This window comes from Paenibacillus sp. J31TS4, from assembly GCF_018403265.1.
Lineage (GTDB): Bacteria > Bacillota > Bacilli > Paenibacillales > NBRC-103111 > J31TS4.
In genome coordinates this window covers 454,566-468,175 of record NZ_BOSI01000001.1, presented here as the reverse complement: position 1 = coordinate 468,175, position 13,610 = coordinate 454,566, and the positions used below count along the sequence as shown (strand labels likewise).

The following is a 13,610-nucleotide window of genomic DNA, read 5'->3' as shown; positions in this document are numbered from 1 at the left end:
ACGGGGATTCCGTCCTGTTTTGCCGTGCTCACAAGCCAGCTCTCTTATGGCGAAAGCTAAGACAGACGGATCGTCGGCTGCATGACCGTCAAGGCTGCATTCGTAGCGTCAAGTTCTACAAGCGCGCCAATAGGGATGGCGGCCTTGTACAGGCCATGGGCCGAGGCAAGATTCACCAGCAGCGGCTTGCCGAGCGGGACGAGGAACTCGTCAATGAGCCGACTGTACGAGACTCCGTATGCATCCTCACAGGCGGTGCATTGGCCCATGACGATGCCGGCGCAGTCCGCCAGCTTGCCCGCCAGCTTGAGATGGTTCAAATACCGGAAGATCGTGTTCACCGGCTCGTGGGTATCCTCCAGCAGCAGAATCTTGCCTTTGGTGTCGATTTCATAGGGTGTTCCCAGCGTATCGACGAACGATGTCAGGTTGCCGCCGACAAGCGGAGCGGTCACGCGCCCGGGCACCCTGCCCACAAGCGGCATGTCCGCGGGATTCCGAATCTGACGCGTAGCAGACAGAACGGAGGTCGCTGCAAAGAACTGATCGTAGTTGTAGGAAGGGGTGTCCGAACGGAAGTCGAGAAGCAGCAGGCTTTGGAGCGTAATCAGTCCGGCGGTCTGGGCCAGGACGTTGAGTAGAACGGTGATGTCGCTGTAGCCGGAGAGCAGCTTGGGGTGAGCGGCGATGCTCGCGTAATCGAGGTAGGGCAGGATGCCGGCGACGCCCACACCGCCTCGCGTCGGCAGAATGAGCTTGACCTGCGGATCCAGAAACATCGCCATCAGGTCCGAAGCCCTCTCTTGATCCGTTCCCGCCAAAAAGCCGTTCTGCGCATAGACATACCGTCCCAGCTTGACGGAAAACCCCATCCCCTGGAGCAGGCGCAGCCGGCTGTCGATCACATCGGCGCTTAGCGGGCTGCCCAATGTGACGATGCCTATCGTATCTCCCCGGTTGAGAAGTACCGGAAGGTTCGCCATGTGCTTCCATTCCTCCGCTTCGTTGCTGATAGGATGCAGGATCCTTCTCTATACCTTACGGGCGAATGCGCTTCCTCATGCCGCCTTCCCGACTGATTCCGATGGAACCCCCGCTTTCCTGTGCTATAATAATAGAATCGATGAGCAGGCGAACGGATGGTCTCCCAAGGATCGACGTCGCTATGCCGAAGGCAGAGCCCGCAAGGGATCCGCGAAGGACGACCACTCGAACAGAAGGGGATCCTTATGACAAACGATAAGCAAGGACAAGCATTCCTGACCGAATATGGAGGAACGCTTTTTGAGCATCTCTTCCTTCGCTCGGAGACCGGCCTGATTCTGTCGACCCCGGAGGGAGAATGGCTGCGTCTGAATCCGGCCTTCTGCCGGATGCTTGGCTTCACGGAGGAGGAACTGCTGGCGGAGAGACGTAACCGTGGAGAGGCCTGCGAGGCACCGCGGGCGGAATCCTTTGAGGCGGAGGAGCAGGGAGAATCCCCGCCGGGCGAGCGCACGGAGGTAAGCAGCTACTGTCATCGGGACGGCCGGGTTCTGAGGACGCTCAGCCGGCCCCAGAGCGTGGCGGGCCGAAACGGAGAACCGGTCGCGATCCTGACGGAAGTGACGGCCATAACGGAGCAAGAGAAAGCCGCTCCCGGCTTTCATCCGAATCGCGATCCGGTCGAGCTGTTGGCCGAGCACTCGCAGGACTTTATTTCCCGGCACGCCGTAGACGAGCGGGCGACCTACCTCTATGCCTCGCCCTCTTGCTTACCTTTGCTCGGCTACGAGCCGGACGAGCTGGTGGGCACCAGCGCCTTTTCTTATTTTCATCCCGATGACGCCCATTTGGTGAAGGATTACCTTCAGGTGAAGCTGCAGCAAAAGGGAGTTTTCACCGTAGCCTACCGGATCCGATGCAAGGACGGCAGCTACAGCTGGTTTGAGAGCATGGGGCGGTACAAGTACGACGAGCAAGGACGGGTGGAGGAGATCATCGCCATATCCCGCGACATCAATGAGCGCAAGATGGCCGAAGCCAAGCTCCAGGAGAGTGAGCAGCGCTACAAATCCCTGTTCGAGTACAATCCAGCGGCCGTCTTCTCGTTTGATCTGAACGGCTGCTACGTGTCCATGAACGGCAGTCTCGAAGCGCTGACCGGGTATACCAGGGAAGAGCTGGTCGGCCGCTCGTTCGTCCCGCTCATCCACCCGGAAGACCTGGCCCATACTCAGGAGCATTTTAACCGCGCCATGCAAGGCCGTCCCCAATTCTATGAAACGCGAATTCTGCACAAGGACGGACGGATTCTCAATCTTAATGTCATGAACGTGCCCATCCTGGTAGACGGGCAGCTCGTCGGCGTCTACGGGGTCGCGTACGACATTACCGGGCAAAAGAAGTACCTCGAGCAAATCGAGCTGCTGAGCTACCAATATACGCTCATTCTAAACTCGGTCAAGGAAGGAATCTACGGGGTAGACAGCTCGGGCAAGGCGATCTTCATCAATCCGGCCGGTGAAGCGCTGCTCGGTTACGCGCCTGACGAGTTCCTCGGCATGCCGAGCCACAGCACGATTCACCATTCCCGTCCGGACGGGACAAGCTATCCGAGGAGCCAGTGCCCGATCCGGATGACGGCGACGGACGGCATCTCGCGGCATGTAACGGAGGAAGTGTTCTGGCGCAAGGACGGCTCGAGCTTTCTCGTCGAGTACACCGCTTATCCGATGCTGGAGAACGAGCGAATTGTCGGGGCGGTCGTCATCTTCAGCGACAAAACGAGCGAGCATGAAATCCGCAAAGCGAAGGAGTCTGCCGAACGGGCGGCGGAGGCCAAGTCGGAGTTCCTCGCGATTGTCAGCCACGAGCTGAGAACGCCGATGAACGGCATCCTCGGCATGACGGAGCTCCTGCAGAGCACGGAGCTGGACGAGGAGCAGCAAGAATACGCCGATGTCATTCGCAAAAGCAGCGAGGAGCTGCTCTACATCCTGAACGACATTCTGGATTTCAGCAAGATCGAGGCGGGCAAGCTGACCCTTACCCACGAGCCGATCTATCTCGAGGAGCTGCTGCAAAGCGTAGTCGCATTGTTCGCCGCCAGGGCGGACGAGAAGGGGATCTCGCTCGGCTATACGCTGGATCCCAAGCTGCCATCCTGCATGCTGGGGGACCCGACACGATTCAAGCAGGTTCTTTTGAATTTGGTCAGCAACGCCATCAAATTCACGGAAACCGGCGAGATCGTGATCTCGCTGAACAGGATCCCTGCCCGCCGGACAGACCACTTGGTGCTCGAATGCACGGTACGAGATACGGGAATCGGCATTCCGAAGGAGAGACAGCATGAGCTGTTTCAGTCGTTCTCCCAGCTGCATCCGGCGATCAACCGCAAATACGGGGGCACGGGGCTCGGGCTAGCCATCTGCAAAAAGCTGGTGGAGCTTCAGGGCGGGACTATCTGGGCAGAGAGCGTGGAAGGTGAAGGCTCGACGTTCCACTTCACCATTAAGACCGAGCCATGCTTAGAGGATGCGGAAAAAACGGCTGTCGACTAGTAGAGGAGAGGACGAACCGACGCGTAGCTCTCTTAGGCATGATAAACGTCTGGGAACAGATGCCATGCAGGGGACGTGCCAGCGAAGAAGACGGGACGGCGTTCCGACGGATCTGAAAACGGGATAAGAACAGAAGCAAGCAGCGGCCGAATAGGGCCGCTGCTTGTTTTTGTGGACTTATTTTTCCGTTCGAGCTTCCGTGTATAGATCCGTTCGCTGAGCAGACCTCTATCCAATCGTTCGTGTGTTAAGCACGGCCCGTCTGCTTCGCGTGCCAGGTGAGGAAGTTCGAGACAACGATATCCAGAAACGCCGCCGTCGGCTCGTGCAGCAGCCGGCCCTCCGCATCGAATTTTTCATGCACCTGGCCGACATACACTTCATTACCGGGCAGAAGAGGGGACGAGACACCCGGCGAGAAGAGAATGTCACGGAGATGCCCCTGAGCACGGACGGATCCGAGCGTGCCCATCGAAGCGCCGACGATCCAGGACGGCTTGCCGACGAGCACCTTGTCGCCGCGCGACAGCCAGTCGATCGCGTTCTTGAGCACGCCGGGAATCGAATAGTTGTACTCGGGCGTAGCCCACAGAACGGCATCGGCCTCCGCAATCTGCTCGCGGAACTGGAGTACCGAAGCCGGGGGACTGGCTTCGTGATCCTGGTTGTAGAACGGGAGCTCCCGGATATCGGCTATCTCCACATCCAGCTGTTCTCGGTACGTCTTCGCGATGTAATCGACCAGCATCCGGTTGAACGAATGCTCCCGGTTGCTTCCGATAATAGCGGCCACTCTCATAAACTAGTTCCTCCTTTTTCTGTGCCTGCTGGCATCATCAAAATCAATAGTTGCCCAAACAACTATTAATAGCATTGATTATCGGGCAGCCAATGAACGGAGTCAATAGCTGACGAGGACACAGAACTGACAGAATCTTCTGGAAAGGTATATACTGGAGAAGAACGAATCTTCAGGAAACGAGGAGGAGATCGCATGACCCAGGAGCAATGGATCCGGGCGGGTACCGCCGACGAGCTGAAACAGGAGAAGGCAAAGGTCATTCGCGGAGGCATAGCGGTTTTTGCCACCGAAGACGGCGGCTTCGCCGCGGTGGACAACCGCTGTCCGCATCTTGGTTTTCCGCTTCATCTTGGAAGCGTTTGCGAAGGAATACTGACTTGCCATTGGCACCACGCCCGCTTCGACGTGGCAAGCGGTGGGACGCTCGACCCTTGGGCAGACGATGTTCCCGCTTACGACGTGAAGGTGGAGGGAGGCGACGTGCTCGTCCGCTCCGTTCCCCGTGGAAGCGGAACGGTGGAGCAGCTGAAGCAGCGGCTGAGGGAAGGCTTGGAGCAGAATATCGGGCTCGTGATCGCCAAAGCGGTCGTCGGCCTGGTGGAAGCCGGCGTGCCCGCCGAGGACATCGTGCGGATCGGAATCCGCTTCGGCACGTCGCAGGGGGCCGGCTGGGGAGCCGGCTTGACGATTCTGACGGCGATGTACAACGTGCTGCCGCTGCTGGACAAGACGGGCCGGGTGCTCGCGCTCTTCCAGGGGCTCGTCCATACGGCGCGCGCCAGCAGCGGACGGCCTCCCCGCCACCTGCTCGGTCCGCTGCCGGCTTCTGCGGGCGGTCGAAACGAACGGCTTACCGAGTGGTACCGCAGCTGTGTGGAGGTACGTGATACGCAGGGTGCGGAGAAGGTGCTGCTGACTGCGCTGCAGGCGGGCTGGCCGGCAGAGCGGCTGGCCGGGATGATGCTCGCCGCCGTCACCGATCATGTCTATCTAGATGGCGGGCATACGTTCGACTTCCATAACAAGGCGTTCGAAGCGCTGGCCTTGATGGAGGAAGGCGACAAGCCGCTGCTGCTCGCTTCGCTAGTGCCGCTGCTGGCCAATCCGACTCGAAGCGAAGAGCTGCACCATTGGCAGGCTCCTGTCGATCTGGCAGGACCGCTCCGGGAAGCTTGCGAAGCGTTGGAGCGGGCGGCCGAGCAGCCTGAGAGCGAGAACGCTTCGCCAACAGGAACTGGAGACCTCAAGATTGGATCCGAGGAGGAGGGCCTCCTCGCACTCCTGCTAGGCGACCAGCCGCACGAAACGCTGCGCCGGCTGACGGAACTGCTCACCTCCGGTGCGGAGCCGGCGCGAATCGCCGGTCTGATCGCGCTCGCCGCGGCAGAGAGGATTGTGCGCTTCCATACGCAGAACGACTTCGGCGATTGGATTGCCGTCCTCCATACGTTCACCTATGCCCATGCGGTCCGCGAGCGGCTCGAGGCGACCCCGGACCCGCTGCTGAGCCGGGCGCTCCTGCACGGGGCAATGGCCGTCTATCACGACCGGTTCCTGAATGTGCCCCGGGCTCCGAAGCCCGACGCGACTCGAGGCGCTGGGGAGAAGCGGCCGTCTCCGAACGAGCTGCTCGAGCTGCTGGACCGGAGGCAGCAGGTGGAAGAGGCAGCCGGCTGGACGGCCGGCTATCTCGAGGCAGGCGGTGACCCGGCGGAGCTGTGGAATGCGCTCGGCCATGCGCTGCTGCGGGAGGATGCCGAGTTCCACAGCTTCCAGCTGTACGAAGCGGCGGCGGGCGAGTATCGCCGGTGGGAGGCTAGGACGGACGCCTTCGCGGCGGAGGCGAGACGGACGCTGCTGCTTGCATGCACGCGTTATTTGGCTGCGCACGCCCCTACGGCTCGCGAGCTGCCGCATACGGCACGAATCGCCGGGCGACTGCACCGGGGCGAGAAGCTTTTCGAGGAGCAGTAGACCGACTGAGGCGAGACGGCCTTCGGCATGGCGGCAAGCACAGCAATAACGCCGGGAGGCGAGATGGCCTTCGGCATAAGCGGCATGCACAGCAAAGACGCTTAGAGGCGAAAAGGTACGTGGAATTGCGGCAAGCATAGCAAAGACGCCGGGAGGATGCGTCCTCACCGGCGTCATAGAACGTCATGCTAGCGGCCACCGTTTCTACCAAGTACTGCAGGCAACTGGGCCGTTCACGCTCGACGCCCGTTGGGTAGACAAGTAGGGCTGAATCCGCTCAGGGTTTGAAACGCGCGTGCTAACGGAGACGGTGGTAGCCGCGTTCACCGTAAGGCTGCAGCTTCTCGACCCACAGCTCCTCCAGTACCTTGACTTCTTCCTGATAGGGCTTCAGATCCTCGGGGCTGAGCACGAGCTCCTCGCGGGGCTTGATCTGCTCGAGAATCTCATAGCGGAAGCTGTCCTCGCCGAATTCCTGCCAGTCGCGCTGCAGCTCCTTGTTGATGTGGCTTCCCATGCGCAGCTGAAACAGCAGCCGATTCTGCATACCCTTCAGATCCATCGTCCCGCCGACGAGCACTTTGCCCGACTTCACATTGCGGAGCTGGAACACGCCCATCGGCCGATGAGATTGGGCATACTCCTTGCCGGCTTGCTTCCGTTGCTCTTTGTCCATGTTTGATCCTCTCCATTCGCATCCGTCCCAAATGATCCATCTAATTAAGATGTATTGAAACGGAAAATCGCCTTGTTTGTTAATATACAAACATAATAGACAAATGTTTGCCGTATTACAAGAATGTCTTTCCCTGACTTTGCTGCAAAGAGGTGAGCGGGTGACTTCCTCAAGCAAGAGACTATCCCGGCTGCGCCATCTTCTCTCGAATGTTCAGCTGGACGTTCATCTTGCCGCCTACACCAAGGTCAGCCCCAAATGGCGGCAGATGCACATGCTGCCGGACTTTACACGCATGTATTACATTCGGGAAGGGGAAGGGGCGCTAGAGATCGACGGCACGGTCTACTACCCAAAGCCCGGGCAATTGTTCGTCATGCCGGCAGGCGTCCGTCAATCGTATACCGCCATCAGCGAGGAGACGTTTGGCAAGTACTGGTGTCACGTGACGACCCGGATCGGCGATCTCGACTTGTTTCGTCTGCTCGGTCTCCCGTATTCGATCGACGTGGACGAGACCGACCGGGTAACGGACCTGTTCCGCCGGCTGATCGAGCATGCGGGCAGCCCGGTCTACACGTCCGTCCTTCTCCAAAAGGCCGCGCTCCTCGAGCTCGTCAGCTACTATATTGAGCGCTCGCTTCCTGCTGCGGACGCAGGCCCGCCCGCCCCGGCGGAACCGCGGCTGGCGAAGATTCAAACGGTACTTGCTCATATTGACCGCCACCTAGAGCGGCCGCTGACGGTTCCGGAGCTGGCGGAGCTCGTCCACTACCACCCGAATGCGTTCATCCGGGTGTTTCATGAAATCGTAGGCATGTCCCCGATCCGGTATGTCCAGGCGAGAAAGATGGAAAAGGCGAAGCGCTGCCTCGCCGACAGCACCTCGCCGGTCGCCTCGGTGGCGGAGGCTGTCGGCATGGAGACCTGCTACTTTTCGCGCCTCTTCAAGAAGCATACGGGTCTTCCTCCATCCCGGTATCGGGAGATGCTTTTGCGCACCGGCGAGGCAGAAGCGAACGGATAGGACGTTAAACCGGTTAGAATCCGACAAGCGGCGGTCAGCATATGGCATTCCCTGGCGAAGCCGGTTTTTCTACAATGGGAGCAGGCAAAGCACAACTCGCTCTCGTCAGGCGGTCTGCACGTCTTCCCGCCGTCCGGAGCAACCAAGGGAGGAACGACCGATGTCCGTAAATGTAGAACATCTGCTCACAGACGAGCAGATGAGGCAGTTCGTCGCGCAGGGCTATCTGCTGCTGCAGACCGATTTTGCACCTTCGTTCCATGAAAGACTGCTGGGGGAGCTGACCCGCGTCTACCGGGAGGAGGGGAATCCGGGCAACAACCTGCTGCCCCGCATCCGGGAGCTCCAGCAGGCGATGGAGCATCCCGTCATCCGCGGCGCGCTAACTAGCGTGCTCGGGCCGGGCTATCTGCTGCATGCGCACCGGCATGGCCACTTCAACAACTCTCCCCAGCCGGGGGCCTGGCACAAGGACAGCTATTGGGGCTATAAACGGATGCGCCACCATCATCCGTGGTGGGCCATGATTATGTACTTCCCGCAGGATACGCCCGTCGAGCTCGGGCCGACCGGGATTATGCCGGGCACGCAGTACAGCGATACCCGCACGTTCCGGGAGGACGAGCAGGCGGACGAAGCCAAGGCAAGCGGCCCTGCGGGCACGTTCGCGCTCATCCATTACGACATCTGGCACCGCTCTACTGCCAACCTGGCGGGCAAGGAGCGCTACATGCTGAAATTCGAATTCATGCGGGTCCACGCACCCTCCGGTCCCAGCTGGAACTGCCGGTCGATAGAGTGGCGGACGCCGGACGGCCTGCCGGCCTCCATGTACGCCCAGGAAGCGGTTTGGGAGGAGGTATGGGGCTGGTTATGCGGACGGCTCGGGCCGGAGGAGCAGAAGGGCCGCCTAGACTCGGCTGGCCGAGCGGCGGCTGCGCAGACCGCGGCCGAGGCGATCGCGGCGCTGGCGTCTCCCGATGCGGCGGAGCAGGCGCAAGCCGCCGACCGGCTGGCCCACCTACCGGGGCCCATGCCGGAAGCGGTCCAGGCGCTCGGCCGGACGCTCGCCGAGGAGAGCGAGCCGGCAGCGCTGAACGCCGCGTACGGCCTCGCGAGGATGGGCATTGCCGGCGTGGCCGAGATTGGCCGGGCGCTCCGCGGGGAGCGGGCACGCGTCTCGCGTCTCGCCGCGTACGGCCTCTCCGCCGCTGGAGCCCGCGCGGTGCCCGTGCTCGCGGAGGCGCTGGCGGACGACCGCGAGGGCACGGTCGTTCACGCGGCGTTCGCGCTCGGCGAGCTGCGGCAGCTGGCCTCCGGCGAAGAGGGGGCGCTCGTTGGGCTGCTCGCGCACCCCGCGTCCGCTGTCCGGCAGGCGGCCGCCGAAGCGCTCGGCATGATCGGCGCCCCCGAAGCCGGCATCGCCGAGGCGCTTGGTGCGAGCCTGGCGGACGAGGACGCGCAGGTCCGCTTCACCGCCGGGCTGGCGCTCGCCCGGCTGGGTGCCGCCGCGGACGCGGCAGTGCCGCAGCTCATCGGCGCGCTCGAAGACGAGAACCGGTACGTGCGCGCTCACGCGGCGGACGCGCTGTTCTACGTCGGGACCGAGCGGGCCAAAGACGCGCTGCTCGGCTTCCTCCGCGCCTCGCGCTGGTGTCCGACCACGACGCCGGCCAGCACCTTCTATCCGTAACAGCGAATGACGGCCGACGCGGCGGCAGCCACTTTGGCCGTCATCCGCCGCTTTCAATCGAACAGCTAGACAAAACCCGGCTGCTCCACACGGAGCAGCCGGGTTTTTGGTTTGGAAGAGAGGTGAAGCAAACAAATGTGGTTCCGTTTGTCTATAAGCAAACAAAACAAGTAAACATCTAGATAATGTATTGTAATTTCATGGTCGATTTCTTATAATGTCTACGGGAAGCCAAACAAATTTGCAGTTTGTTTGTTTGGTGGACATATCTAGCAGCGGCAAGATCCCAGCTCGGCATAAGAAAGGTGGACGTTTGTTTCCGGGAGCCCTTTTGCCTGCGGGATCAAGCCGCGTCCCGATGGGAAGAAAGGAATTGGTCATGCTTCAAAACCCGTATGTACGTATCATCTTGTGTTCCCGCGCTTTGCTCCAGCTCGGCATCTGGGTCCGGAATTTAGCGATCCTTTTCTATGTCACGGATCTGACCGGCAACGACCCGCTATACGTTTCGCTCATCTCGATCGTCGAATACGCCCCGTTGTTTGTGTTTGCCTGGATCGGCGGCACGTTCGCGGACCGGTGGCGTCCGAAGCGGACGATGGTCCTGTGCGACGCGCTGTCCGCCGTCTCCGTTGTGCTTGTTCTGCTCGCGGTCGGGGCAGGTGCCTGGTATGCGCTGCTGGCGGGTACGTTCGTCTCCGCCAGTCTGTCGCAGTTCTCTCAGCCTTCCGCTTTGAAGCTGTATAAGAATCATGTTGCGCCCGAACAGCTTCAAGGGCTGATGGCGCTCTCGCAATCTCTGGTCGCCATCTTTACCGTGCTCGGCCCGGTCATCGGCTCCTTCGTGTTCCTGCAGGCAGGGATTCGCGTCTCGCTGTGCATGACGGCGGTTCTATTCCTCGCCTCGTCCCTGATGCTGTCCCGGCTTCCCCGCGACGAGCGGAAGAGGGAAGAGGAGAGGAGCACAACGTTCCGGGAAGAGCTGAAGGAAGGGCTTCGCTACCTATGGACCAGCCGTTCGCTGCGAACGGTTAGCGCGACGTTCGCCGTTACCGGTCTTGCCGCCGGTCTCATTCAGCCGCTCGGGCTCTATATCGTCATCGACAAGTTGGGTCAGGGCAAGCCGTTCCTGCAATGGTTTATGCTGGTCAACGGTGCGGCCATGCTGCTCGGCGGCATACTGATCATGGGGCAGGCGAAGAAGCTGAAGCCTCAGACGCTGCTGGCTGCAGGCCTCATGGTCAGTGCGTTCAGTACGTTCCTCGTCGGCTTCTCCACGTCCGTGCTGCTTACGATGGTCCTTCAATTTCTAGGCGGCTTGTTCTATCCTGCCATCCAGATCGGCATCCAGACGCTCATCATGCGGAATACGGAGCCTGCTTACATCGGCCGGGTAGGCGGAGCGATCACGCCGGTGTTCATGGGAACAATGGTGCTGGGGATCGGAGCGGCGGGGTTCGTGAAGGACCTGCTGCCCTTGGCCGCCATCTATGCAGGCAGCGCCGCTTTGCTCGTCCTGGGCGTTCTGCTGCTGCTCCCGCTGCTGCAGCGGGAGAAACCGGCCGTGCTCTCCTCATAGTCCGGCTGCCTCACAAAAAAGCCTCTTCTTCCCTGCAAGGGAGGAGGAGGCTTTTCTATTGGGATGCTGCGGCATTTCGAAGCGATTCTAATCGAATCGTAGCAAAACGGGAAGAGCTGGGTAATTTGTATCAGGCCTGTTTCCTGGTATATTGAAAGTAAATAAATGGGTGCTCTTGCGATTAATGGCGTAACTTTTTCTGAGGGACGCCGTCTAAAGCAAGAGGAAAGCAAGCAGCCGACCAGCCGAGCAAGCGGCTGGCTAATCCGCACTCGCCGGGTTCGACCTAGTGCTGGTCAGCGCCGAAACGCGCGCCTCGGATTCGAGCGCTTTGAAGGATAGGTCCCACTGTTTCCGCCGGCAAGAACTGCATTGGCTCTTTCGTCCCATGGGACCGCGGCCCTCCGCATGCATACGGAGCAGGCAGCCCTCCGCTTTCCTTAGACCTATTTTCCGGCAGCAATCGATACTTATCAGGCAAAGGAGATCTGGCAACGATGACTTCATTTCTATCGCGCACATCCCGCTATTGGATTCTGCTCATTCTGCTGCTGGGCCTCGCCCTGCGACTTGGTTATGTCCTGACAGAGCCGTTCGAGCTGCCCGAGCACGATCAGAAAAATTACACCGAGATGGCCGTTCGGCTGTTGGATCACGGTGTTTACGGGTATTTGGAAGAAGAACCGAACACGCTTGTAACGCCCGGTTTTCCGCTTTTTCTGGCCCTTGTCTTCAAGCTGTTCGGCTACGGGGACATCGCGCAGGCGCATATGAATGTGCGTATCCTGCAAGCGTTCCTGAGCCTGGTCATCCTTTGGTACCTGTACCGGACCGGCGAACGGCTGTTCAACCGGCCCGCCGGTCTGCTGGCCGCTTTGTTCGCGGCCGTCTACGGACCGTTCGTCATGGCCGCCTCGCTCATTCTGACCGAAATCCTATTCCTGGCGCTTCTCTCGGCGCTTCTTTATTACCAGGTCAGGATCATGCAAGAGAACCGGACGCGGGACCATATCATCGCCGGCTTGCTGCTTGGGCTGCTTGTTTTGACGCGGCCGAACGCCATCATTCTGGCGGCCACTCCCTATGTGTTCCTCTGGTTCCGGCACCGGAAGCCGTTCTTCCGCGAGATCGCCATCGGAGTTGGCTGCTTCGCTCTCGCTATGCTGCCGTGGTGGGTGCGCAACTGGCTGACGTTCCACGAGCTTATCCTCGTTTCCAGGGGAGGTGCCGGCAATCCGTTCCTTTTCGGCACGATTCCTTACAACCAGGGCAGCATCGACTGGACTAAGGTACAGAACGGGGATCAGTTCGGTGCCGGCGTCGAGCGGATTAAGGAAGGGCTGCGGGAGGATCCGTGGCTGTGGATCCGCTGGTACACGATCGGCAAAATGAGCACGATGTATCTGGACAACATCTATATGTGGCCCTATACCGAATCGGTACCGGTCTGGTACAAAGCTCTGCTCGGCAAGCTTCACTACTTTTTGGTCTACACAGGCATGTTCTTCGCCGCGGTCGCTTCGCTGTGGAATACGGGGGTCCGCTTCCTCGCCGTCCAGCTAGTGCTGTTTCTCGGCCTGCATCTTCTGTTCGTGCCGGAAACCCGCTATACGCTTGGTACCTTCCCGATGCTTATGCTGATAACCGCCTATATTCTTATTAAGGCCATTCGGTACGCAGGGGGGTCCTTCAAACGAAGAACGGCTGGACGAGCCTAACGCTGAGTGGGCAAATTCGCTTTCGCCTTCCTGGATCGGGCCGCGGAGGAGCGAGCGTGTTCCTTTTTCATATAGAAAGACCCGGCCAATGGCCGGGTCTTTCTATTGGCGTCTCGCATATCCGGATACATATCCTTGGCTGGCGGCCTATTCGTGGCCAATATGCTGAAGCGTCTGCAGAAAAATCTGTTCGATATGCGCGTCGTCCAGCGAATAGAAAACCGTCTTGCCCTGCTTGCGGCGCTTGACGATCCTCATGTTGCGCAGCGATCTCAGCTGGTGGGAGACCGCGGATTGTCCCATGTCGAGCAGGACGGTCAGGTCATGGACACACAGCTCCCGCTGCAGGAGGGCGCTGACGATGCGAATCCGCGTTGGATCGCTGAACGCCTTGAACCAGTCGGCCATGCTGGCCGCCGCCTGGTCGTCAATCATTTCCTCCTTCACGCAGGCCAAATCCTGCTCGGTGCCGAAGCACGTCGTCTCGCAATCTTCCGTCATCATGGGCTGCCTCTGTGCCATAACGTCCCTCTCCCCTCGATCCGTCCAACATTACCTTCATTATACCCAATTGTTGCGATAAAGTGGAATGATTA

Annotated in this window: 10 protein-coding genes; 6 read left to right on the top strand and 4 right to left on the bottom strand. The window is 60.0% G+C overall.

Annotated features, from left to right (window positions below; translation table 11 throughout):
* Nucleotides 1-56 precede the first annotated feature (56 nt).
* Nucleotides 57-983: a S66 peptidase family protein gene (locus KJS47_RS02075; protein ID WP_213522335.1), complete on the bottom strand. Its 927-nt coding sequence runs from the start codon at nucleotides 981-983 to the stop codon at nucleotides 57-59.
* 246 nt (nucleotides 984-1,229) lie between these two features.
* On the opposite strand from KJS47_RS02075, the gene KJS47_RS02070 reads away from it, so the two are divergent.
* Nucleotides 1,230-3,545, top strand: coding sequence for a PAS domain-containing hybrid sensor histidine kinase/response regulator (locus KJS47_RS02070; RefSeq protein ID WP_249716052.1), 2,316 nt, complete (start codon nucleotides 1,230-1,232; stop codon nucleotides 3,543-3,545).
* Between the two features lie 247 nt (nucleotides 3,546-3,792).
* Here the strand turns inward: KJS47_RS02070 and KJS47_RS02065 are convergent, their stop codons facing one another.
* Nucleotides 3,793-4,344: an NADPH-dependent FMN reductase gene (locus tag KJS47_RS02065; RefSeq protein WP_213522334.1), complete on the bottom strand. Its 552-nt coding sequence runs from the start codon at nucleotides 4,342-4,344 to the stop codon at nucleotides 3,793-3,795.
* 195 nt (nucleotides 4,345-4,539) lie between these two features.
* Here KJS47_RS02065 and KJS47_RS02060 point away from each other — a divergent pair, with 195 nt between their 5' ends.
* The gene (locus tag KJS47_RS02060; protein ID WP_213522333.1) at nucleotides 4,540-6,321 is read left to right on the top strand and encodes a Rieske (2Fe-2S) protein; all 1,782 of its coding nucleotides are present in this window, start codon (nucleotides 4,540-4,542) and stop codon (nucleotides 6,319-6,321) included.
* Between the two features lie 298 nt (nucleotides 6,322-6,619).
* Here the strand turns inward: KJS47_RS02060 and KJS47_RS02055 are convergent, their stop codons facing one another.
* Entirely contained in the window at nucleotides 6,620-6,997 is a 378-nt protein-coding gene (locus tag KJS47_RS02055; RefSeq protein WP_213522332.1) for a GIY-YIG nuclease family protein, read from the bottom strand.
* Between the two features lie 160 nt (nucleotides 6,998-7,157).
* Here KJS47_RS02055 and KJS47_RS02050 point away from each other — a divergent pair, with 160 nt between their 5' ends.
* The 4 genes from KJS47_RS02050 to KJS47_RS02035 all read left to right on the top strand — a co-directional run bounded on the left by KJS47_RS02050 (nucleotide 7,158) and on the right by KJS47_RS02035 (nucleotide 13,014).
* Nucleotides 7,158-8,024: an AraC family transcriptional regulator gene (locus KJS47_RS02050; RefSeq protein ID WP_213522331.1), complete on the top strand. Its 867-nt coding sequence runs from the start codon at nucleotides 7,158-7,160 to the stop codon at nucleotides 8,022-8,024.
* Between the two features lie 160 nt (nucleotides 8,025-8,184).
* On the top strand, nucleotides 8,185-9,717 hold the full coding sequence (locus KJS47_RS02045) for a HEAT repeat domain-containing protein (RefSeq protein ID WP_213522330.1): 1,533 nt from the start codon (nucleotides 8,185-8,187) through the stop codon (nucleotides 9,715-9,717).
* 379 nt (nucleotides 9,718-10,096) lie between these two features.
* A complete protein-coding gene (locus KJS47_RS02040; protein WP_213522329.1) occupies nucleotides 10,097-11,296 on the top strand; it encodes an MFS transporter in 1,200 nt (399 codons plus the stop codon).
* A gap of 497 nt (nucleotides 11,297-11,793) precedes the next feature.
* Nucleotides 11,794-13,014, top strand: coding sequence for a glycosyltransferase family 39 protein (locus KJS47_RS02035; RefSeq protein ID WP_213522327.1), 1,221 nt, complete (start codon nucleotides 11,794-11,796; stop codon nucleotides 13,012-13,014).
* Nucleotides 13,015-13,161: 147 nt separating this feature from the next.
* On the opposite strand, the gene KJS47_RS02030 is transcribed toward KJS47_RS02035, so the two are convergent.
* Nucleotides 13,162-13,536: an ArsR/SmtB family transcription factor gene (locus KJS47_RS02030; protein WP_374706955.1), complete on the bottom strand. Its 375-nt coding sequence runs from the start codon at nucleotides 13,534-13,536 to the stop codon at nucleotides 13,162-13,164.
* Nucleotides 13,537-13,610 lie beyond the last annotated feature (74 nt).